Annotated in this window: 23 protein-coding genes and 1 tRNA gene; 14 read left to right on the top strand and 10 right to left on the bottom strand. The window is 67.3% G+C overall.

Going from position 1 to position 21,759, the window contains the following annotated elements; genetic code table 11:
• Positions 1-86: 86 nt before the first annotated feature.
• The 3 genes from ACLM5J_RS09230 to ACLM5J_RS09220 are packed head-to-tail and all read left to right on the top strand — an operon-like array spanning position 87 to position 3,119.
• A complete protein-coding gene (locus tag ACLM5J_RS09230; RefSeq protein ID WP_413656088.1) occupies positions 87-635 on the top strand; it encodes a hypothetical protein in 549 nt (182 codons plus the stop codon).
• 26 nt (positions 636-661) lie between these two features.
• A complete protein-coding gene (locus tag ACLM5J_RS09225) occupies positions 662-1,651 on the top strand; it encodes a hypothetical protein (RefSeq protein WP_413656086.1) in 990 nt (329 codons plus the stop codon).
• A 1-nt stretch (position 1,652) separates the two neighbouring features.
• A complete protein-coding gene (locus ACLM5J_RS09220; RefSeq protein WP_413656085.1) occupies positions 1,653-3,119 on the top strand; it encodes an aldehyde dehydrogenase family protein in 1,467 nt (488 codons plus the stop codon).
• Between the two features lie 11 nt (positions 3,120-3,130).
• On the opposite strand, the gene ACLM5J_RS09215 is transcribed toward ACLM5J_RS09220, so the two are convergent.
• Both ACLM5J_RS09215 and ACLM5J_RS09210 read right to left on the bottom strand, forming a co-directional pair.
• Entirely contained in the window at positions 3,131-3,601 is a 471-nt protein-coding gene (locus ACLM5J_RS09215; protein WP_413656084.1) for an aminoacyl-tRNA deacylase, read from the bottom strand.
• 155 nt (positions 3,602-3,756) lie between these two features.
• Positions 3,757-4,548 (bottom strand): hypothetical protein, encoded by a 792-nt coding sequence (locus ACLM5J_RS09210; protein WP_413656082.1) that lies wholly within the window; start codon positions 4,546-4,548, stop codon positions 3,757-3,759.
• A 243-nt stretch (positions 4,549-4,791) separates the two neighbouring features.
• Between ACLM5J_RS09210 and ACLM5J_RS09205 the strand changes: the two genes are divergently transcribed.
• The 3 genes from ACLM5J_RS09205 to ACLM5J_RS09195 all read left to right on the top strand — a co-directional run bounded on the left by ACLM5J_RS09205 (position 4,792) and on the right by ACLM5J_RS09195 (position 6,848).
• Positions 4,792-5,058 (top strand): YHS domain-containing protein, encoded by a 267-nt coding sequence (locus ACLM5J_RS09205; protein WP_413656081.1) that lies wholly within the window; start codon positions 4,792-4,794, stop codon positions 5,056-5,058.
• Between the two features lie 77 nt (positions 5,059-5,135).
• Positions 5,136-5,444, top strand: a complete 309-nt coding sequence (locus tag ACLM5J_RS09200; RefSeq protein WP_413656080.1) for a metal-sensitive transcriptional regulator — start codon at positions 5,136-5,138, stop codon at positions 5,442-5,444.
• 69 nt (positions 5,445-5,513) lie between these two features.
• Positions 5,514-6,848, top strand: coding sequence for an MFS transporter (locus tag ACLM5J_RS09195; protein ID WP_413656079.1), 1,335 nt, complete (start codon positions 5,514-5,516; stop codon positions 6,846-6,848).
• 40 nt (positions 6,849-6,888) lie between these two features.
• Here the strand turns inward: ACLM5J_RS09195 and ACLM5J_RS09190 are convergent, their stop codons facing one another.
• From ACLM5J_RS09190 to ACLM5J_RS09165, 6 genes are all read right to left on the bottom strand, one after another.
• Complete coding sequence (locus ACLM5J_RS09190) at positions 6,889-7,344, bottom strand: HEPN domain-containing protein (RefSeq protein ID WP_413656077.1); 456 nt, start codon at positions 7,342-7,344, stop codon at positions 6,889-6,891.
• Positions 7,344-7,937 carry an ArsR family transcriptional regulator gene (locus tag ACLM5J_RS09185; RefSeq protein WP_413656076.1) on the bottom strand — a complete coding sequence of 198 codons (594 nt, stop codon included), beginning with the start codon at positions 7,935-7,937 and terminating at the stop codon, positions 7,344-7,346. Before ACLM5J_RS09185 ends, ACLM5J_RS09190 begins: the two co-directional genes overlap by 1 nt.
• Positions 7,938-8,125: 188 nt before the next feature.
• Positions 8,126-8,635, bottom strand: coding sequence for a hypothetical protein (locus tag ACLM5J_RS09180; protein WP_413656075.1), 510 nt, complete (start codon positions 8,633-8,635; stop codon positions 8,126-8,128).
• Positions 8,636-8,640: 5 nt separating this feature from the next.
• Positions 8,641-9,690: a hypothetical protein gene (locus ACLM5J_RS09175; RefSeq protein WP_413656074.1), complete on the bottom strand. Its 1,050-nt coding sequence runs from the start codon at positions 9,688-9,690 to the stop codon at positions 8,641-8,643.
• 283 nt (positions 9,691-9,973) lie between these two features.
• A complete protein-coding gene (locus tag ACLM5J_RS09170) occupies positions 9,974-10,849 on the bottom strand; it encodes a DNA polymerase beta superfamily protein (protein ID WP_413656073.1) in 876 nt (291 codons plus the stop codon).
• 119 nt (positions 10,850-10,968) lie between these two features.
• Positions 10,969-11,045, bottom strand: a tRNA-Met gene (locus ACLM5J_RS09165).
• A gap of 303 nt (positions 11,046-11,348) precedes the next feature.
• Between ACLM5J_RS09165 and ACLM5J_RS09160 the strand changes: the two genes are divergently transcribed.
• The 8 genes from ACLM5J_RS09160 to ACLM5J_RS09125 all read left to right on the top strand — a co-directional run bounded on the left by ACLM5J_RS09160 (position 11,349) and on the right by ACLM5J_RS09125 (position 19,918).
• Positions 11,349-11,717, top strand: coding sequence for a type II secretion system protein (locus ACLM5J_RS09160; RefSeq protein ID WP_413656072.1), 369 nt, complete (start codon positions 11,349-11,351; stop codon positions 11,715-11,717).
• A 79-nt stretch (positions 11,718-11,796) separates the two neighbouring features.
• Complete coding sequence (locus ACLM5J_RS09155) at positions 11,797-12,897, top strand: type IV pilus twitching motility protein PilT (RefSeq protein ID WP_413656070.1); 1,101 nt, start codon at positions 11,797-11,799, stop codon at positions 12,895-12,897.
• Between the two features lie 9 nt (positions 12,898-12,906).
• The gene (locus tag ACLM5J_RS09150; RefSeq protein ID WP_413656069.1) at positions 12,907-14,646 is read left to right on the top strand and encodes a GspE/PulE family protein; all 1,740 of its coding nucleotides are present in this window, start codon (positions 12,907-12,909) and stop codon (positions 14,644-14,646) included.
• A 2-nt stretch (positions 14,647-14,648) separates the two neighbouring features.
• Positions 14,649-15,854: a type II secretion system F family protein gene (locus ACLM5J_RS09145; RefSeq protein ID WP_413656067.1), complete on the top strand. Its 1,206-nt coding sequence runs from the start codon at positions 14,649-14,651 to the stop codon at positions 15,852-15,854.
• Positions 15,854-16,321 carry a prepilin-type N-terminal cleavage/methylation domain-containing protein gene (locus tag ACLM5J_RS09140; protein ID WP_413656065.1) on the top strand — a complete coding sequence of 156 codons (468 nt, stop codon included), beginning with the start codon at positions 15,854-15,856 and terminating at the stop codon, positions 16,319-16,321. Before ACLM5J_RS09145 ends, ACLM5J_RS09140 begins: the two co-directional genes overlap by 1 nt.
• Positions 16,312-16,959, top strand: a complete 648-nt coding sequence (locus ACLM5J_RS09135) for a type II secretion system protein J (RefSeq protein WP_413656063.1) — start codon at positions 16,312-16,314, stop codon at positions 16,957-16,959. Before ACLM5J_RS09140 ends, ACLM5J_RS09135 begins: the two co-directional genes overlap by 10 nt.
• Positions 16,956-19,130 carry a hypothetical protein gene (locus ACLM5J_RS09130; RefSeq protein ID WP_413656062.1) on the top strand — a complete coding sequence of 725 codons (2,175 nt, stop codon included), beginning with the start codon at positions 16,956-16,958 and terminating at the stop codon, positions 19,128-19,130. The genes ACLM5J_RS09135 and ACLM5J_RS09130 overlap by 4 nt, the downstream gene beginning before the upstream one ends.
• The gene (locus tag ACLM5J_RS09125) at positions 19,127-19,918 is read left to right on the top strand and encodes a prepilin peptidase (protein ID WP_413656060.1); all 792 of its coding nucleotides are present in this window, start codon (positions 19,127-19,129) and stop codon (positions 19,916-19,918) included. The genes ACLM5J_RS09130 and ACLM5J_RS09125 overlap by 4 nt, the downstream gene beginning before the upstream one ends.
• Here the strand turns inward: ACLM5J_RS09125 and ACLM5J_RS09120 are convergent.
• Positions 19,894-20,610, bottom strand: coding sequence for an ABC transporter ATP-binding protein (locus ACLM5J_RS09120; protein WP_413656058.1), 717 nt, complete (start codon positions 20,608-20,610; stop codon positions 19,894-19,896). The genes ACLM5J_RS09125 and ACLM5J_RS09120 overlap by 25 nt on opposite strands.
• Positions 20,607-21,644 (bottom strand): ABC transporter permease, encoded by a 1,038-nt coding sequence (locus ACLM5J_RS09115; RefSeq protein WP_413656056.1) that lies wholly within the window; start codon positions 21,642-21,644, stop codon positions 20,607-20,609. Before ACLM5J_RS09115 ends, ACLM5J_RS09120 begins: the two co-directional genes overlap by 4 nt.
• Between the last annotated feature and the right edge of the window lie 115 nt (positions 21,645-21,759).

The following is a 21,759-nucleotide window of genomic DNA, read 5'->3' as shown; positions in this document are numbered from 1 at the left end:
TGGCCCCTGCGTCAGCGGCCCCCAACGATGGGGCAGAGACCCGTGCATCAGCGCCAACGAGCGCTTCACCAATGAGGAGCGGACCTATGACCAACACCAAGGCAGCCCAAGGCGGGGCGCTGCAGCGTGCGAACTACACGACGACCTTCGGATCCCTGCGCGACCACCAGAAGGGCGGGGTCGACCTGATCGCGGACGACGCCCGTCACTACGCGTTCTCCAACATCTTCGACGTTGCCTCCACGATGCCTGCCTGGGACCGCGTGGCGGTAGCGAAGAACTGGGAGTACGTGCTGGAGACCGTCCGGGCGGAAGGAACGTCCCCCTGGTATGCCTCGACCCACGACGAGTTCGCTATCTGCATGGACGACGGCGGTACCGAGATCGTCGTGGAGTTGGTCAAGCCTGATTCCGCTGTCGCGCCTGCTGGCACCGAGGGCGCCGTTCTCCTCGAGCACGAACCGGTTGGTCGCGCGATGGGGCGCATTCTGCTCAAGCGTGGCCACCAGGCACTTCTCCCCCAAGGCTCCGCGTACCGCTTCGTTAAGAAGGGCGACGCAGGAGTGCTTCTGATCCAGACCATCGGCGGGGAGCTCACCCAATACCGCTGGTCCGAAATCTGCCAGACCGTCTGACCTACGCCACCCGGAAAGGGAACTCGATGACCACCACTCAGACCCACCATGTTCAGCAGTCCGCCGAGGTCAACTCCGACGGCTATCGCGAATTCGCCCTCGGTGAGTTCACCTTCCGGCGCGACGAGTTCTTCGTCTACATCGGCTGGCCCACCGGCGAACACATGATGAGCGCCGATGCCTTCCTCCGCGCCCTCCAGCGTGACGTGGCCTGGGACTTCTTCTATGGCATCGTCAACTTCGACGGCGTCTTCGGCACGTTGAACCACTACGGAACCGTCGATATCTTCGCGGGTCGCTTCAACGAGTCCTACCGCAAGGCAGAGCTGGACTACAGCGAGACGATGGAGACCCCGCAAATCCGCGCGACATTCGAGGCGATCCTCGACGACTGGACGAATGAATCGTTCGATCCCTTCGCTTCTCCCCATGAGACCGGTTCCGCATTCGGCCTTAAGAACGGGAACAACACGGCGGCCGTGACCCGTCAGCGAGTTGCCGCCGCTCGGATGGTCGGCGTGCCCGGGGACGAGCAAGTGCGGGACGATGCATCGGGCTATCCGATCAACCGGATGTTCGCCGACGTGGACCAGAGCGAACCGGTGGTCGAGGCGGAGCCGGGCTTTGAGAGTGAGGTAGCGGCGTTCAGCCTCTTTGCCTACCTTTCCAGGTCGAACGTCACCTGGAACCCGTCGGTGGTCAGCGTCTGTAAGGATTCGCTGGCCTGCCCGACGACCGAGGAGTACCTCCTTCCGATCATCCACGGCAACGACCGCGTGGAGTGGTTCGTCCAGCTCAGTGACCAGATCACCTGGGAGGTAGAGGATCGCGACACCGGCGCGGTTCGGGCCAGAGTGACCATGCGGGCAGGGGACGTCTCAGCGATGCCCGCAGATATTCGGCACCAGGGATATTCGCCGAAGCGTTCGATGTTGCTGGTCTGGGAGAACAACTCCGAGAAGATCCCTGAAGCAATCGCTTCGGGCCAGGCGCCGACCTATCCGATCGAGTTCTGACGTGCAGCACAAGCTCTTCATCGACGGCAAGTTCGTGGACGCTGTGGAAGGCGCCACCTTCGAGACCCTCGATCCCCATGACGGCTCGGTACTTGCCGAGATCGCCGAGGCCCGAGCGCAGGACGTCGACCGCGCGACTGCCGCGGCGACGTCCGCCTTCCCGGCGTGGAGCAGGATGGCCGCTGCCGAGCGGGGTCGGCTCCTGCTCCGTCTGGCTGACGCCATCGATGACGACGTCGAGAACCTTGCCCTGCTGGAGACCCGCGACACCGGTCATCCGATCCGCGACACCCGTGGCCTCGACGTCCCGCGCACGGCCGCCACCTTCCGCTACTTCGGCGGCATGGCGGACAAGTTCCAGGGCAGCGTGATCCCGGTCGAGCAGGGCTTCCTCGACTACGTCCTGCCGGAACCGCTCGGAGTCGTGGGGCAGATCGTGCCGTGGAACTTCCCAGTGATGTTCACCAGCTGGAAGCTGGGGCCTGCGCTGGCGGCTGGCAACTGCGTGGTGATGAAGCCTTCCGAGATCAGCCCGCTCTCAGCCCTGCGCGTGGCCGAGTTGGCCGCCGCGGTCGGGTTCCCGCCGGGCGTCATCAACATGGTGCCTGGATTCGGGGCGTCGGCCGGGGCCCGGATCGTGGATCACCCGGGCATCGCCAAGGTCTCCTTCACCGGTAGTACAGCGGTAGGGAAGGGCATCGCCCGGAGCGCGGCCGAGACGCTCAAACAGGTCCATCTGGAGCTGGGCGGCAAGGGCGCCAATATCGTCTTCGACGACGCGGACATCTCTGCCGCGGTCAACGGCACCGCGTTCGGGATCTTTCACAATCAGGGCCAAGCATGCATCGCTGCGAGCCGCTTGATCGTCCACGCGAAGGTGAAGGACGAATTCATGGAGCGACTGGTCACCCTCACCCGGTCGATCAAGGTAGGCGACCCCAAAGACTCGGCAACGGAGATGGGCCCGCTCACCTCCGCCATGCACCGAGACCGCGTGCTGACCCACCTGGCCCTCACCCAGCAAGATGGCGGAAAGGTCCTGGCCGGTGGCGGGGTGCCTCAGGATCGCGCCTTGGCAGCCGGCTATTACGTCGAGCCCACGATCGTGGAGGTCGACCCAGGCGCCCGGGTCGCACAGGAAGAGGTGTTCGGTCCGTTCATGACCGTGCATACCTTCACCACCGAGGACGAGGCGCTAGCCATCGCCAACGATGTCGCCTATGGCCTGGGCGGCGGTCTGTGGACGAGCGACCTCTCGCGGGCCCACCGGATCGCCCGCGATCTGCGGGCCGGGATGGTCTGGGTGAACTCCTATAAGCGGGTCAACCCGGGATCACCCTTTGGTGGAGTCGGAGTGTCCGGGTACGGCCGCGAGATGGGTTTCGAGGCGATGCGGGAGTACTCCTCCCCCAAGGCCATTTGGATCAACGTCGATGCCCAGCTTCCGGCCTACTATCCACGTGGTTGAGCGCCGAGGCTCTACATCATCGGATCGGTGACGTCGGCGACGGCAGCTCCCAGGGCGTGAACCACGTGCCCGGCCGAGACCGTGGCCGAGACGCCGTGGGCACCGGCACCGATCGAGATCGTTCCGTCGACCCGGAGATCGGCCACCACCGGCCACAGGCGCAGCGAGCCGAAAGGCGTGATGGTGCCACGCTCGTAGCCGGTGACGTCGCGGGCTGTGCCTGCGTCGGGCATCGAGAGACGGTTCACGCCGAGCAGGGTGCGCAGTTTGGGCCAGGAGATCTGCCGATCACCAGGCACCAGTACGAAAAGATAGTCGTCGGGCCCGCGGCGCACGACGAGGGTCTTGATCACCCGGTCGGGCGTGACGCCGCGGGCGCGCGCCGCCTCCTCCAGGGAGGTCACTGGCCCGTGCCGCACGATGGTGTGGTCGACACCAGCGGCAGTCAGCGCCGCGGCGGCCCGCTCTTCACCGGCGGTCATCGCTCACCTTCTCGCTGACTGCGTGCCAAGGCAGCATCCACCGCACAACGCGCTAGGCAAGCCCATGCCCACGACGTTACCCGGTAGGCGAGCGCCGTCGTCGCGCTCGTAGAGATCCCGCGCATCAGGTCAGCCCCCTTCTCGCCGTCGACGGCTTAGTGGTGGTGGCCATGGTGCGCGTGGCTGCCTCCATAAGCTGCTCGATGAGCCCCGGCCCGCGCCTCGAGCGCGAACTGGGCAGTGTGGACGACGCCGTCGGCTTGGAAGTCGAGGAAGAGGTGATAGCGGCCGGCGCTGGGCACCTCGGTCCCGAAGACGACGGACGGACCGGGCTCGGTCACGCCGTCTCCCGGCTCCCCGCCCGGGTGGACGTGCAGGTACGCCAGGTCGCCTTCGCGCAGTGCCACGAGGTGGCCGTAGGCGCCGAGGTAGGGCTCCAGGGCAGTGAACGGTTCGCCGTCCTTGGCGATCGCGAAGTCGAGCATGGTGTGCGCGCCCGCAGCCAGGTCGCCAGCCACCGTGACCTCGTAGTCGCCAGCCACGGCAGCGCGGACCTCCTCGGACGGCAGCTGCCACCGCACCTCGCCATCCACCAGAAGGTCGACGCCGAGCGTCAGGCCCGCGCCGCCTCCTGCTGGGACGAAGTCGGCGAAGATCCGCCACGCTCCGGGCTCAAGGTCGAGGTCGACGGACCACACTCCGGTCGCACGGTCGAGGGTCGGGTGGACGTGCTGGAACCCGGCGAAGTCGCGGCGCACCGCGATCAGGTGCAGCTCCTTCTCATGTTCCTTCTCGTACGCCGTCACCGGCGTGCCGTCGGGGCCGATGATCCGGAAGTCGACACCCTGCACACCGTCGACATAGTCGGCGGCCGCGAGGGCAAGGGTGTACCCGCCCTGCGACACCTGGAGCCCTCCAGGGATGACGGCGGCCTCGGACTGATTCATGACGTTCTCCTATTCCTTACTCATTCTCCGGTATACCCCACTGGGGTATGTGCCGAACATAGCAATACCCCCTGGGGGTACGCAACAGTCGTGATCCACTTCACCACCTTTCCGACTGCACGAACGCGTCAACGTCGGTTGCGGAATACCCAGTGGGGGTATACGGTTCCGAATGTCGCGATACCCATAGGGGGTATTGCGAAGGAAGTCAGATCACCACCCACAACGAAGAGGAACACACCCATGTGCAACGGATCCGCGACCACGACGCCCGCCCCCGAAGCTCCGGCCGCAGCGAGCAGTTGCTGCTCCCACGACGCCGCCGCCGTCACGACCGCTCCCGCGGAACAGGCCACCTGCCCGGTGATGGCCGGCACCCCCGTCGTCAAGGCGAATGCCGAAGCAGCCGGGCTCTTCCGTGACTACAACGGCACCCGGTACTGGTTCTGCTGCCCGGCCTGCGGCCCACTCTTCGACGCAGACCCGGAGAAGTACGCCGCAGCGGCATGACCCGCCGACCGGCACTGAGCCGCCTCGGCGTCGGCAGTACCTAGACTTCTCGCCACCGAGACAGAAGGAGTACTGCCATGGCCGACAAGCACGGCGACACCCAGCACGGCTACAGCGCAGAGAAGGTTCGCTACCTCAACCGCCTCAAGCGGATCGAGGGCCAGGCCCGCGGGATCACCCGAATGGTCGAAGAGGACGCCTACTGCATCGACATCCTCACCCAGGTCAGCGCGCTGACCCGTGCACTCCAGGCGGTCGCCGTCGGCCTGACCAACGACCACATCAAGCACTGTGTGGTCAACGCTGCCCGCTCGGGTGACGACGAAGCCGCCGAGGCGAAGCTCCAAGAAGTCACCAACGCGATCACCCGGCTCATCAAGTCCTGACGACTGCCCCCAGGGGTAGGCGGTTTCACGTCAGGCACTGACCGAAACCACCCAGCAAGGACCTCTGAGATGAACCTGTTCGCGATCCGCGAGTTCCGGTACCTGTTCACCGCCCAGGTGATCGCACTCTTCGGGACCGGTCTGGCAACCGTCGCCCTCGGCTTGCTCGCCTACGACCTCGCCGGGCCGCGCGCGGGCGTCGTCCTGAGCACTGCCCTGACCATCAAGATGGTGCTCTACGTCGTCATCGCGCCGCTCGCTGCGGCGTACGTCGACCGGCTCCCCCGCCGCGCGTTCCTGGTCACTCTCGACGTGGTGCGCGCGGCGGTGGTAGTCGCTCTCCCCTTCGTCACCGAGGTCTGGCAGATCTACGTGCTGATCGGCGCTCTCCAGGCAGCCTCGGCAGCGTTCACACCTACCTTCCAGGCGGTCATCCCCGACATCGTGACCGCTGAGGCCGACTACACCCGAGCGCTGTCCGCCTCCCAGGTCGCCTACACGATGGAGAGTCTGCTCAGCCCGGTGCTCGCCGCCGTCGCGCTCAGCTTCATGACCTTCAACTGGCTCTTCGTAGGCACCACCATCGGCTTCGCGGTCTCGGCCTTCCTGGTCCTCGCCACCCGCGTGCCCGACGCCCGCCCCAGTGGCCACACCAATCCCTGGGACCGGGTCGCCTCGGGGGTCCGCACCTTCACCGCGTCCCCCCGGCTGCGCGGCATCTTGGCGCTCAACCTGGTGGTGGCTGCGGCAGGCGCGATCGTCATCGTCAACACCGTCAACTACGTGCGCGACGTCCTCGGCGGCGACCAGTCCGACGTCGCGTGGATGCTCGCCGCATCAGGGAGTGGCACGCTCCTGGTCGCGCTGGCGCTGCCGCGGGTCCTCGATCGGATCGCCGAGCGCTCCGTCATGCTGACCGGCGCCCTCGTCCTTGTCGCGGCCACCACCATCGCAGCACTCACCGCAACCGCTGAGCTCTCATCGTGGGCGATCACCGCGCCCCTCTGGTTCGCGGTCGGTGGCGGCATGGCGCTGATCGTCACGCCGACCGGACGGGTGCTCCGCAGCTCGGTGGAACCGCACCGGATCCCCGAGGTCTTCGCCGCCCAGTTCTCGCTCTCCCACCTGGCCTGGCTGGCGACCTACCCGATCGCCGGCTGGATGGCGACGAACGCCGGCTTCGCCCCCACCTGGACCACCCTCGCGGTGATCGCCGGCGTCGCCGCGCTCGCCGCGCGGTCTCTCTGGCCCGCTCACGAAGCGGCCCAGCCGACCACCGCTACACCGGCACCGGCGCCCGCACCGGCACCGAGCGGAACCGTCCTGGCCCGAACGGCTGCCGAAGCTGAAGCCGCTCAGGGCACGCTGGCGGCAGCTCAATGCTCCTGCGTACGGGCGGCGTGACGCTCCCGGCTCGGTACTCAGCCCCGCTCGGATGGAGCGGCTAGAAAAGTCCAAGCTGGCCAAGGAGCCCTTCAGCCGAGGCGATGATCCCCTGCGCGTGGGCAACCGCTTGGATTGCTTCGACCTGGGTAGCGTCGTCACCCGGCCGTTCGGGGTACTCCAGTTCGTTGCGGCGGCGACGCAGGGCACCGAATTGCCGGAAACCAGGTCCGAACTGGGCACGCACCGCCCGCTCCACGGCGTAGTGGCCACCCCTGCTCGTTGACCGCAGTCCTTGCTGCGCAAGGAGTGCGGTCAGGGCGTGCCGGGCAGCGTCGTAGGCGAGGACAAGCGCTGAATCGGGGTCGCTCTCAGAGACCATGCGTGCCGTGGCGAGCGTGGTAGCGGCCTTCTGCAGGAGGCGTTCACCGTTGGCCGCGCCTCCGATCAACTTCTGGAGTTCACCAGAAGTGAGCAAGGCAGCGATTTCGGTTTCGCCTCGCGCCCAGCGGCCCATCAACCCGCTCCCTCATCGCGGGCGTCAAGCACGACGACGTGCGCGGAATCCTTGATCTGCATAACGAGAGCATCGGCTGGCTCAATCCACTGTCTTTCGCTCCTCAGGACCGGGTTGACCTCGATGCCGAGTCGGGCGCTCGCGCGGTCGGCTGCGTCGTAGATGTCAGCGCGATCGGCCGCGCCAACCACGAGCACGTCGATGTCTCGCGGGGGCGGACCAGTCTCGCCTTCGTAGCGGGCGGCCCACGAACCGAAGATCGCCACCTGGCTCACACCCGGAGCGGCGAACTCTTCGGCAATCACCGCACGGGGACCAAAAGTGATCTCCAGCAGTTGCGTAAGCGCCCCGGCAGCAGGATGTCCCGGATTCGCCCGGATCAGCCGATTGCGTCCCTGGCTGCGACTCGAGACCAATGCCGCGTCATCCAGTCGAACAATCTCCCGGTGCAGCGTCGTGAGCGGAACCCCAAGACGCTTGGCCAGCTCGCTGACGCCATACTCCTGCTCTGGGTGCAGCAAGAGCCACATCAGCAGCTCAGCCTGATGCTGTGAACGGAAGATCGGCATGAGCGCCGGCCCATCGCTACGCATAACTGGAAGATATCTCCCATCTAAAGGAATCGTCAATGGAGTGAAGCGGTCGGGTCCATGACCCACGTGGGCCGACAGCTCCAGCTCGCAGTCCGGTTCCGTCCGACCCTAGACGTGGGTTCCGACACCACCGCGCTGGTCCCGGCAAGGTCGATCTGGCGCGCGAACCGGACGGCGTGACGCCGCCGCTACAGCCTGATCTGGAAGTGCGTCGGCGACGGGTCCTGTGCCGAGTACGTGGGCGCCGTCAAGCCACCAAGGATGCCGGTGAGGACGGCCATCAGAAGCAGCGGTTCCACCGCGGCGCGAGAAGCAGGACGGCCCGCCCGGCGCTCCTTGAAGTAGTCCGTGGAACAGAAAGAACCGAGGGCGACGAGCTGTGCGACCGCGAAGGCGAACGTGACGACGTCGGCGGTTGTTACCTCGTCCCCGCCGATCGCTATCCAGACGAAACCCAACGCGACCGCGGCGCTAAGAAGGATCCACACGATCACCAGCCGGACTGTCCGCGCCGCGAGCACGCCACTCGCGAACCACCAGGTGAGCAACGCCGTCAGCACTACCGAGATCAGCACCCCCACCGGATCGGAGCGGGTCAGGCCCTGCACCATCAGCCCCGCGACCTGCCCGATGAGGAACAGCCACGCCATCACCCAAGCGGCCCTCGGAAGCGCGCCGACCGGCTGTGCGGTCTCCACCTGACTCATGACTGCTCCCCCTCGTTGACCTGAAGGTGTGGCGCACGGCGCCGCGCAGCCCGGTCGGCGCGGCGCAGAACGGCTGCGCCACCGGCCAGGAGGGCAGCGAAGGCGAAGAGGCCGACCCACCGCCAGGGTCGCCTCGGATCACTGGTTCCGATCGGCGCCTCCGGCTCCCGTAGAGGTTGTGCCCACAACCCGGACGCCAACTGCGCCGGGTTGAGCAGTTCGCCCGCTCCGGTCAGGTCCAGCGTCTGGTAGCTACCGTCGGTGATGTCGATGACATGGGCCCCTCCCCGATAGTTGCCCACGACGACATGGGTCGCGTCGCGCCAGGTGAGCAGCTCACCGATCGGGCTGGTCAACGGCAGTTTCACCGCTCTGTGGGCAGTGCCCGGGGAGGCGCCGACGTAGAGCCGCTCATCCGGCGGCGGTTGCCCCTTCTTCCGCACCGGGCGCCCGACGTAGGCGAAGGCGGCGTCGCCGGGCGCCCAGGAGGCGATCTGTACGATGCGCGGCAGGGTGACCACGCTGCGGCGCCCCGTCGTCAGATCGGAGCGGAAGACCTGACTCCCTCGCGACCAGACGACTCCAGTGCCCGCGGACCCGAACGCTCCCGGCCCGCGCGTCCCCGGCGCCTCCACGTCGATCGCCGTACCGTCCTCAACGCGCCATGCGACGAAGCGCCCCTGGCGGCCACGGCGTCCCTTCGCCTTGACGGCGGTCTCGAAGGTGGTCAGCAGGTAGCGCGAGTCGCCCGAGAAGGTGAGTCCCGACATGTCGAGAAAGATCCGAGGGTGTCCGTCGACGTCGAGGTGACGGACCGCACCGGTCCTGGTGTCCTTGATCGCCCAGCCCTTCACTCGACGAGGGGAGGACCGGACCCATCCGAGCCATCGCCCGTCGGGCGATACCGCGACGCCCTCGGTCCACCCCGAGCCTCGTCGAGAGAATCCGGGCAGCTCGAGCCACGACGAACGCCCATCGAGCGCAGAGGTCGCGAAGCCGGCGAACTGCTGACGCTCGCCGGTGATCCCTTCAGGGATGGTTCGCATGGCGAGGCCGATCGCCGCGACGGGCCCGGACCGATTCACCTCGCTGGACCAGGTACCCGGCGCGTTCACGACTGTCGGAAGTCGCGGCTGCGACCCATCATCGTCGCCGGCGGTCGCGCCAGGTGCTGCACCAGCGAGCGCACATACGACGAGCGCAGCGCACAGGCCGGCCGCAGCCGTTCGCTGGCGCCACCAGCGCTGAGGGTGTCGAGTCACACCGCGCATTCTGGTTCAAGCGCCTGCGTTGCGGAGCGGATCGGCCGAACGAGCAGGTACGGGCTCCCTACGCGTGCTCCCAGTACGCAAGGTGCGACCGATGGAGCCAGTCGTTGACCCACTGCCGATCCGGCTCGTCGGGCACGGTCGAATCCGCACCCGGCGCGACCAACGCGGCCTCGGCGTCGTCGAGGGCCTTCAGCACTTCAGGTAGCGCGACCTCCCCGCGCCGCACGGACCGCAGGAAGGAAAGGTCGGGCTCGGGCACGGGCAGGGTGATCCGGCCCGTGCGCAGAAGCTCGACTCCTTGCACGCCCAATCGCAGCGCGTGCATCGCAAACTTCGTGTCGTAGCCGTGAACAGCAACGAGCTCAGGCCGGTTGGTGTGCGCCCCTGATTCGCCGAGCATCGCTGCCTTCTGACTCTGGAGGTAACCCAGGAACCGGGCAGCCGCGAGCTTGGAGACGAACCGATGCGCGTTGTCGACCAGCTCCGCGCCAACCTCGGCGCGGAAGACGACCTCGTGGTCCGGTACGAACAGTGCAAGGAGGACGGTCGGATTGCCGGCCAACGCGAGGCGGCACCATTTCCGCGCCGAGTAGATGACGACGTCGAGGTCGCCAGCTCCGCTTCGGTTCCCGAGCCCGCCAGGTTTGTCCCAGACGGTGTGGCGCTGATACTGCTCGAACTCAACCTCGGATTCACCGTCGGTCCCCCGCTGGACCCGGGCGAGCCCCGTCACGAACTCACGCGGCTCGAGGCAGATTCCCATCTCGTCCCGATCGTCCTGACCACTGACCGATGTGCCATGAACACCAGAGCCCACCTGAACTCGCAGGATCAGCCCAGCTTCCGCGATCGCACGCGCCTCTTCGGACGCGTGCGGATGGGCAAAGCCCGCAGGCAACGTGCGCTCACCGGAGATGACCCTGGTTCCACTCATGGCGAAACGCTAGCCACAACGCTCACCGCAGAGCCATCGCTTTTCGCTCCGCGCTTCGCGGATGACATGGCGACCTACAGAAACAGATCGAGGCCAGACGATGTCTGGCCTCGATCTTTTGGTAGCGGGGGCAGGATTTGAACCTACGACCTCTGGGTTATGAGCCCAGCGAGCTACCGAGCTGCTCCACCCCGCGTCGGTGAAGACCACGTTACGCCAGTGGGATCAAAAGGCCCAATCGGGATCAGTGCGGCGCAGGCTGTCTAGACACTTCGATCCCCTTACGCGGTGAGGAATCGGGGGCTCTACCCATTTTTGATCAACTACCGGCTCCTGTGGCGCCATCGGTCCGGAGGTGGTTTTACGTTCAGAGTGCTTCAGTCGATTGCGGATCACGCCAATGGACGTCTGTCTGGGGGGCAAGCGCCGCATAGGTCGACGGCATCCAATCGGGGCGCTCGGGAGTCTCCCTTCACACTCACGAAAAGGGAACGGACCAATGATCCAACGTGCAATCAACCATGCCCGCAACAACCGCCGCAGTGACGAGGGCTTCACCCTCATCGAACTGCTCATCGTGATCGTGATCCTCGGCGTCCTCGCCGCGATCGTGGTCTTCTCGGTGCGCGGCATCACCAACACCGGCGAAGAGGCCGCGTGCAAGTCGAACTACAAGACCACGCAGACGGCGATCGAGGCGTTCTACGCCAACGACGACAACGGCGCCTACCCGGCGAGCACTGCCGCCCTGATGCCGAACTTCCTGACCGAGGACCCCAGCGACGGCGACGCCAACGTGGCGGTCACCTACACCCAGACCGGTGGCGGAACCGGCTACACCCTCACGCCGGGCACCGACTGCGACTGAGCTACGGCGCCCGCACCACCAGTGGGAGGGCCGCCTGGTGCGGCGGCCCTCCCCCGGTCAGAACCAACGAGGGGACACCATGGACACCACTGTTCACCAGATCGGTCTCCGGATCGACCGCCTGCTCGGCGGTCTCTGGGAGGCCCAGGGCACCGACCTGTTGCTCACGGTCGGACTCCCGCCCATGGTCCGGATCGACGGGACCTTGGCCAAGGTCGACGGCGAGCCGACCCTGGAAGCGACTGACGTCGACGCCCTCCTCGCGGAGGTACTCACCACCGACCAACACGCGGCATGGGAGAGCCGCCACGAGTTCGACTTCTCGTTCTCCTGGCGGAATCGGGCCCGGATCCGCGGAAACGCCTTCACCCAAAGGGGATTGACCGCTGTCGCGCTGCGGATGATCCCGCGCGAGATCCCCACGCCTGACGACCTCGGGCTCCCCGCGGTGCTGCGCGAACTCGCGTTGAGCCACCAGGGCCTGATCCTGATGACCGGGCCCACCGGATCCGGAAAGTCCACCACCTTGGCCTCGTTGGTCGACCTGATCAACACCAACCGTGGCTGCCACATCATCACCGTCGAGGACCCGATCGAGTACGTCCACGACCACAAGCGCGCCGCGGTCAACCAACGCGAGGTCGGTACCGACACCCACGCCTTCAGCGACGCACTCCGGTCCGTCCTCCGTGAGGACCCCGACGTCCTGCTGGTCGGCGAGATGCGCGACCTGGAGTCGATCGGCTTCGCCCTCACCGTCGCTGAGACCGGCCACCTGGTCTTCGCGACCCTGCACACCAACGACACCGCCCAGTCTCTCGGCCGGATGATCGACGTCTTCCCTGCGGAACAGCAGGCCCAGATCCGGGTCCAGCTGGCCGCAGCCCTGAGCTGCGTCGTCTACCAGCGACTGATCCCTCGGATCGGCGGGGGCATGGTCGCGGCCTACGAAGTCCTGGTGGCAACGCCAGCCGTGCGGAACCTGATCAAGGAAGGCAAGACCCATCAGCTCCGCAACTCGGTGGTCACCGGTCACCGCGATGGGATGGTCAGCCTCGAACAGTCACTGTCCCAGCTGATCGCGGACGGCACCGTCACCTTGGCGGAGGCCGCGGCCCGCAGCCTGCACCCCAAGGACATCGAGACCCGTCCGCACCTCACCAGCAGCCTGAGGGCGTAGGTACCGGCCATGAAGTTCACCCTCGCCCGCCACCGGATGGATCCGGAGCCGCTGATCCCCTCGGCCGCCGACGCGGACGAGACCCTGGCCCAGGTATTGGTCAGCGCCGGCCGTCTCCAGCCCTACCAGGTCGACGCCGTCCGGGCCGTCTCCGGCGACGAACCCCTGGCCGCCAAGCTGATCGCCACCGACACCATCGACGCAGCGACGTTGGCTCGCACCCTGGCTGACCACTACGGACACGCGTTGGTCGACTTCCGCGAGACCACGCCCGACCCCGACGCCATCGCTCTCCTCGACCGGGACCAGGCACGTGCCTTGGTGGCGTTGCCGCTCGCGGTCAACGACGACACGGTCACCGTCGCGGTGCTCGACCCGGCACCAGCGCGGATCGAAGCGATCTCGCGGTGTCTCGACCGTCCGGTCACGGTGTTGGTCGCCACCCAACGCGACCTCGACCGTGCCCTCGACTCCGCCTACCCGGCAACCCGCGAGGTCGGCGGTCAGGTCCGTGAGTACGAAGCCCGCGACCAACTCCGTCGTGAGGCAGCGCAGCTCGAGACCGCCAACGTCAATGAGGACGCACCGGTCGTCCGGGTCGTGCAGATGATCCTGACCCAGGCACTTCGCGACCGGGCCTCCGACGTCCACGTGGAGCCGTGCGGCGATCGGGTCCGGATCCGGTACCGCATCGACGGCGCCCTGACCGACGTGCTCGACCTGCCCGGATCGATCGGGCCGGCGTTGGTCAGCCGGGTCAAGATCATGGCCCAGATGAACATCGTCGAGCGGCGCCGGCCGCAGGACGGCCAGATCAGCATGTCGGTCGAGGGCCGCGACGTCGACATCCGGGTCGCCACCACGGCGGTGGTCGGTGGGGAGAAAGTGGTCATGCGGTTGCTGGACAAGAGCCGGCCCCTCTTCCAACTCGCCCAACTCGGCATGCCGAGTGACACCGCCGACCAGTACAGCCGGTTGATCCGATCGCCTTACGGCATGGTGATCTGCGCCGGCCCCACGGGCGGCGGCAAGACGACCACTCTCTATGCCTCGTTGGGCGAACTCAACCAGCCCGACAAGAACATCATGACGATCGAGGACCCGGTCGAGTACACCTTCGACTCGATCAACCAGATCCAGATCAACGAACAGGCGGGGATCAGCTTCGCCACCGGACTGAAGTCGATCCTGCGTCAGGACCCCGACATCATCCTGGTCGGCGAGATCCGTGACCGCGACACCGCGCGGATCGCCGTCCAGTCGGCGTTGACCGGTCACCTGGTGCTCTCCTCCCTGCACGCTACCGAGGCGGTGGCGGCCCTCTACCGGATGCTCGACATGGGCATCGAAGGGTTCCTGATCGCCTCGTCGGTGACCGCGGTCGTCGCCCAACGGTTGGTGCGGCGCAGTTGCACCTCCTGTCTGGCGCCGTATGAACCGACCCCTGAGGAGCTCGGCTTCCTGCGGATGTTCGAGGGAGCCGAACCCGTGGGCGGTTACCGACGCGGCACCGGGTGCCACTTCTGCGCGCACACCGGGTTCCTCGAGCGGATCGGCGTCTACGAACTGTTGACCGTCACCGACCAGGTGCGCGAGTTGATCATCGATCGGGCCCCGCACGACGAGATGCGCAAATTGGCGCAGAGCCAAGGCATGCGGACCTTGTGGGAGCAGGCCGCACGCCTCGTCCAGGACGGCACCACGACTGCCGCCGAAGTGATGCGTTCCATCTATGTCACGGGAGTCTGAAGATGCACCGGTACGCGTTTGTCGGCACCACCCTTGCCGGCGTCCAGGTCAAAGGGACCGAACGGGCCAACAGCCGCAGCGATGCCGAGATCGCGCTCTATGAACGCGAACTCCGCAACCTGCGGGTGACCGAGAAGAAGAGCCTGCTCCGGTACGAGATCTCGGGCCCCCGGATCAAGCGGGAGCACGTGATGCACCTGTCCCGGCAGATCGCCGCGTTCCTCCGGGCCGGGCTGCCGATCATCGACGCCGTCCACTCGATCGGCACCGAGAGTGAGAACTCCTCGGTCCGCCGGATGATGAACGAGATCGAGGACGGACTGCGCACCGGCGAGCGCTTCTCCGATGCGTTGGACAAGTTCCCCAAGGTCTTCCCCGAGTACTACCGGGGCATCGTCCGCTCCGCCGAACTCACCGGCGAACTGGACACCGCCCTCGGCCGGTTGGCGATCTACCTGGAACGCGACCTGGAGTCGCGTCGCAAGATCAAGTCGGCGCTGATCTATCCGACGGTGATCGCCGCGATGTCGGTGGTGACCGTCCTGGTCCTGTCGATCTACGTGTTGCCGAAGTTCGAGGACTTCTTCGCCACCTTCGACGCCAAGCTCCCCCTGCCGACCCGGATCCTGTTGGCTTTCACCAACTTCATCGGTCAATGGTGGTGGGCGTTGCTCGCCGGCTTCGCCGCACTGCTGCTCATCGGCTGGCTGCTGCTCCGGTTCTATCCGGTCAAGTACGCCCGCGACGCCTTCCTACTGCGGCTACCGGTGCTCGGCGAGACGATCCAGTACATGCTGGTGGAGCGCTTCTGCCGGGTGCTCGCCTCGATGGTCAGCGCCGGGGTGAACCTCCCGGACGCGATGGCGGTCGCGACCGGCTCGATGCGGAACCGGGTCTTCATCAAGAGGCTCAACGGCGTCACCGAGCAGATGCTCGAAGGCCAAGGGATGGCCGACCCGCTGGCTCGCACCCAACTCTTCCCCGGCACCGCCACCCAGATGCTCCGGGTCGGCGAGGAGACCGGCACCTTGGACACCCAACTCGAGGTGACCGCTCAGTACTACGAGGTCGAACTCGACTACAAGATCAAGAAGGTCACCGCGCTCTTCGAACCCGCAGTGATCGTGGTGATGGGCCTGATCGTCGGCTTCGTAGCGGTCGCCCTGGTCTCGGCCATGTACGGCATCTTCAACCAAGTGGAGATCTGATGAAGCGCGGGCTCCGAGACGAGAGCGGCGAGTCACTCGTCGAAGTCCTGGTCGCCCTCTCCATCCTGGCGATCGCGGCGGTCGCCATCCTGGCCGGCCTCCAGCTGAGCGTGCAAGCCTCCGACATCCACCGCAAACAGTCCACCGGCGGCGCCTACGCGCGCAGCTACGCCGAGGCGATCGAGAGCTACGTCGGCAATGGCAACTACCAAGCCTGCGCGGGCAGCAACGCCTATAACGTCGCCGCCGTCACCAACAAGGTGAGCACCCTGCCCGCCGGGTTCACCCTGCGGCACAGCGCCGCGGTTCCTCTTGACGGGAACGGCGCACCGGCCGCCGGGGCAGGCTGTCAGGACAAGGGCGTGCAGCGGCTGCTGCTCACCGTCAGCAGCGCCGACGGGCGTGCGGCCGAGTCGCTGACCATCGTGCTGCGCCGGCCCTGTGGGGCGGGATCGTCATGCAGCTAGCCGACCGCGGCCACCGCGCCGAACGCCGTCACGACGACGGGTTCACCCTGATCGAACTGGTGATGACGGTCGCCATGGTCGGCATCGTCACCGTCGGCCTGGTCGGCGTGGTGATGAGTTACTTCCGGACCACCGTCGACACCCAGGCCCGGATGACCGAGTCCCAGGCCGTGCAGTTCGCCGCCGCCTACTGGCAACGTGACGTGGCAAGCATCGGCGTGCGCAGCTACGACTCCGCGACCAAGACCTTTCCCCTGCAGCAGTCTGTGAACGTGACGCCGGCCTGCAGCCTGCCCAGCGGAACCGTGGTCACCACGCTGGCGTGGAGTCAGTACGCACCGGGCAACCTCGACTCCACCGCGCCGGCCACCGTGGTCACGGTCAGCTATCTGACCCGGCCGACCGACGGCGCCCGCGAACTGGTCCGGGTCCGCTGCACCGGAGCCAACGTCGACACCACCACCGTGGTCGCGCGCAGCCTGGACTCGCAGCCCACGATCACCTGCAACGTCGCCTGTTCCGGGACCGGCAGCAACGTGCCCACCTTCATCGACCTGCGGATCTCTGCCTACGAGCGGGGCCGCACCGACAACGCCGCGTTCACCGCCACGCTGTCTGGCGAACGGAGACAATCATGAGCTCATTCCTTGCTCGTCGGTTGCGGGCGATGCGCGACGACGGCGGTGCGGTGCTGATCATCGCGCTGGTCGTGGTCACCACGGTCGCGCTGGTCACCACCGCGGTCCTGGGGCGCGGGCAGGGCAGCATCCGTGCCACGGTCGCCCTGCGCGACGTCGCCAACACCAGTTACGCCGCCGACGCAGCCGCCGAGGTCGCGATCAACGACCTGCGGACCGGCCACAACATCGGCAACGGTGAGCCGTCCCCCTGGTACTACACCAACGCCACCGGGACCGGTTGCTTCGGCTACGACACCAGCGGCGCCGTCAAGAACGTCCTGACCCTCAACAATCTGCTGCCGAAGGTGGCGGGCGACACCCAGAGCGCGATGAGCGCCGCGGTCAAGTGCACGCCGGAGGACGCCTCCGGGCAACAGGGTTCGGCGGTCCCGATCAACAACGCCAACAAACCCGGCAACGCGATCCTGACGCTGGGGACCGGCGGCGAGACCGGCTTCAGGTTCAAGACCAACGGCGCCGGCGCGGCCTTCCGGGTTCGCGGCGGGATCTGGTCGAACTCCGACATCGTCCGGGACAACAACGGCGTGCTGGAGTCGACCGAGTCGATCCGGGCCCGGACCGGGTGCTCCCCGGTGGCGGCGATGTCGGCGCCGGTGGTGAACTGCAACGCCGGCGGTGCCGCGGATCCCAACTACCGCAGCGATCTCGACCTCGCCGGCCTCGGTGTCCCCACGCTGCGGACACCCCCGGCCAACTGCAACGGGGGCAGCGTCACCCTGCAGGCCGGCTACTACGACGACGTCAGCAAGCTGAACGCGCTGACCGACACCAACCAGACCTGCTTCCTGCACTTCGAGCCCGGCGCCTACTACTTCGACTTCCACAACAACTCCGCCGACGTCCTCTACGACACCGACATCGCAACCGGCGGCGGCAACCTGTGGCGGATCGGCGGCCGCAAGACGCTGGTCGCCGGCACCCTGAGCGGCGGCGCCACGGTGCCGGGCCGGTGCGTGAACCCGATCGATGATGTCAACGCTCAAGGCGTGCAGTTCATCTTCGGCGGCGACAGCCGGATGCAGGTGAACGCGAACGGCCAGGCCAGCGCGGTGGAGATCTGCGCCAGCTACCACCCGGACCGCCCGCCGATCGCGATCTACGGCCAGAAGACCGGAGCCGCCACCCAGACCGTGATCACCGGGGCCAACGAGCTCACCACCACGGCTCCGCCCACCGTGACGCCCGCCGGTGCCGCGGGCACCTTCACCCAAGCCACCGTGGCGAACCTTCAGCAGGCCGATGGGAACCAGACCACCAACGCGAACCTGGCCGTCTGGGCCCGGGACGGCTCCGGCCCGAACAGCGCGCAGACCAACTCGATCACGATGACCGGGTTCAGCCCCAGCACAGCGCTGCCGCCCGGCGCGGTACTGACCGGCGCCAAGTTGAAGGTCACCCACCGGTCCACCGGCAACGCGAACAGCGTCACGCTGACCCCGGCCGTCGGTACCGCGCCGATCACCTACGCCCTTCCCGCCCGCACCACCTTGGGCACGGAGACCGTGGACCTCGCGGCGCGGACCGGATGGGGCACCTTCCAGAAGGTCGTCCACGACAGCGGCTTCACCGGCGCGTCGGTGAAGTTCGACGCCTCGCTGGCCCGTAACCAGACCTCCCAGCTCGACGCGGTCCGCCTCGAGCTGACCTACTACCTGCCGACCCTGCGCGGGCAGACCAGCACCGCGATCAGTGGCAACACGGTCGCCGCCGTCGCCGGAACCCCGGCTGTGCAGGCGATGGGCAACTCGACCTCCTTCTACATCCAGGGCACCACCTACCTGCCGCTCGCCTCGATCTCGTTGGAGCTGAACAACATCAACGAGTCGGTCTTCCGGTTCGGCGTGATCGCCCGGGCCCTCGACGTCTTCGAGACCGGCTCGTTCGCCTACCCCGGCGCGGTGATCGAGCTCCCCGACAACTCCCCCGGGTTCGGGTTCGAGACCACCCTGGTCCGCCTGGAGGTCTATCTGTGCCCCGGTGTGACCAGCGGCTGCGCGCCGAGTGGTCAACCCGAACTGCGGGCGCGGGTGAAGCTCTTCGACAACGGCGGGACGCCAGGGCCGCCGAACCGCCAGATCTCGGTCCTGAACTGGAACCACCGGCGATGACCGACGTGGAGCTGGTCCGGCTCACCATCGCCGTACTCGGCGGGCTCCTCGGCCTCGCCATCGGTTCGTTCCTCAACGTGGTGGTGCATCGGGTGCCGCTCGGGCTCTCGGTGGTGGCGCCGGGGTCGCACTGCCCGAACTGCCAATCCCCGGTCCGCAACCGACACAACGTTCCGGTCCTCGGCTGGCTGATGCTGCGCGGCCGTTGCTACGACTGCCGCAGCCCGATCAGCGCTCGCTATCCGCTCGTCGAAGCCGGGACCGGACTGGTCTTCGTGCTGGTCGGCTTGCGGTTCGCCGAAACCCCGGCGGCGCTCCCTGCCTACTGGGCCTTCGCCGCACTGGGGATCGCGTTGAGCCTGATCGACCTGGACGTGCGTCGGCTGCCCAACGCTCTGGTGGTTCCGGCCTATCCGATCCTGGCTGCGCTGCTGGTGGTCGCAGCGGCACCTCATGCCGGGTTCCGCGCGCTGGTCGGCGGGCTGATGCTCTTCGGCATCTTCCTGATAATCGCGCTCGCTGCCCCCGGCTCGATGGGGTTCGGGGACGTGAAGCTCGCCGGTGTGGTCGGCGCGATGACAGCCTGGCTCTCGTGGGGCACGCTGCTCGCCGGAGCCCTGCTCTCGTTCGTCTTCGGCGCGGTGGTCGGCGTCCTGCTCATCGCCTCGCACCGCGCCGGACGCCGCAGCGCCGTGCCGTTCGGCCCGTTCCTGGTCCTCGGTGCCTGGACCGCGATCCTCGGCGCCGGCTACCTCGGGGACCTCTACCTCACCGCGGTAGCCGCCTGAGGGTGAACGGAGATCCGTCCGTCGGTGACCGTGACGAGGTCGTCGAGAGCGTCGCGATGGATCAGGTCATGGGTGACCAGCAGCGTGGCGGTGGCCCGCTCGTGGGTGAGCCGGGCGATCAACTGCATGATCTCCGCGCCGCGTTCCTGGTCCAGGGCACTGGTGGGTTCGTCGACCAGCAGCACCTCGGGTTCGTGGACGAGAGCGCGGGCGATCGCGACCCGCTGACGTTGCCCGCCGGAGAGCTGATGGGGCCGCTTCTCGGCATGCTCCGCGAGGCCCACCGCGGCGAGTAACCCGTCGATCCGCGCGCCGATCTCCTTGGCCCGGGAGCGTGGGTTCCGCGAGCCGAGGTGCGCCATCACCTCCAACTGTTCCCGCGCGGTCAGGGCGGGAAGCAGATTGGACTGTTGGAAGACGATGCCGATCCGGTCGCGCCGCAGCTCGGTGGCTTCGGCCCTGGTGAGGCGGGTCGCGTCGACGATGTCATCGCCGTCGCCGATCAGGACGGCGCCCTGGTCCGGGCGGATCAGCGTCGCGGCGACCGCCAGGATGCTGGATTTGCCCGACCCCGACGGGCCGGTGATCCCGGTGACCGTGCCGTTCCTCCCGACCAGGGTGACGTCGTCGACGGCGGTGATCCGGCTCTCGCCATCAGGGAAGGTGAGGGTGATGTTGCGGAGTTCGATCATCGGTTGCTCCCGAGTGCGGTCAGAGGGTCGGCCTTGGTCACCGAGCGCAGGGCGAACGCCGCGCCGGCGAGCCCCAGAAGGGTCATCACGGCGGCCGGGGCCAGAGTGGTCAGCGGGCTGAGGATGAAGGGCAACGCCTGTCCAGCAACGGCACCGAGCCCGACCACGGCAAGCAGCCCGACCGCGATCCCACTGACCAGCACGACCAGTGCTTGGCCCAGAGCGTCACGGACCAGTGAACCGGTGGTGGCGCCGAGCGCCTTGAGAACCGCGATGTCGCTGGCCCGTTGCATCGTCCAGACGGTGAAGAAGGCGCCGACCACCAGGGCGGAGATGCCGAAGAGCATGGCGATCATCAGTCCCAGCGACCCGATCTCGGAGGTGAACGCCTCCAACGCCGTCAGGCTCGCCAGCGGCGTCTGCGCCACCGTTCCGGTCTCATCGGCGACCGCCGTCCAGTCCGGCGAGCCGGTGACGGCGAGCACGGTCGCCTCGCCGGTACCCCCGACCTGCTTGCTCGCCGCCGACCAGGCCTGCGGCGTCATCGCGACCACCGGAGTGTGGCTGTACCAGAGGTCGTCACCGACCGAGGCGACCGTGAACACGGTGCCGGAGACAGTGATCGTGTCTCCGACGGCGGCGTCGAGCGCCTCGGCCGCCCCGGCGGAGAGTCCGACCTCGCCGTCGGAGCCAGGAATCAACGCCGCCAGCGGATCGGAGCCTGACCCAGCAGATTCAGGCAGCCCGAAGAGCGCGACGCCGGTGGCCTCCGAGACGGCGCTGCTGGTGGCCCGCGACTGGACGATGCCGATCGGCGTCACCGCCTCGACACCGTCTGCTCGCGCCCAGGCTTGAACGGTCTGCCGGTCCAGGGTCGAGGAGGCGAAGCTGGGGCTCCCGTTGTCCGGCTGCTGCAACACCAACCGATCCGCGGGCAGCTCCAACACCGCCGAGACGTTCTGTGCTGCCAGCCCACCGGTGAGCCCGGCAAGGAACCCCACCAACAAGGTGATCAGGGCTACCACCGCGCCCATCAACAGAAACCGGCCACGAGCGAAACGCAGCTCTCTCCACGCGACGAACAACGTTCTGCCTCCCCGCTCACGCACCCTGCGCGAGCATCACCTCAACCCTCTCGCCGAGCCCGGC

The organism is Nocardioides sp. Bht2, from assembly GCF_047308515.1.
Taxonomy (GTDB): Bacteria; Actinomycetota; Actinomycetes; order Propionibacteriales; family Nocardioidaceae; genus Nocardioides.
Note: the sequence above shows the minus strand (reverse complement) of the source record. Positions and strands in the feature narration are given on the sequence as shown.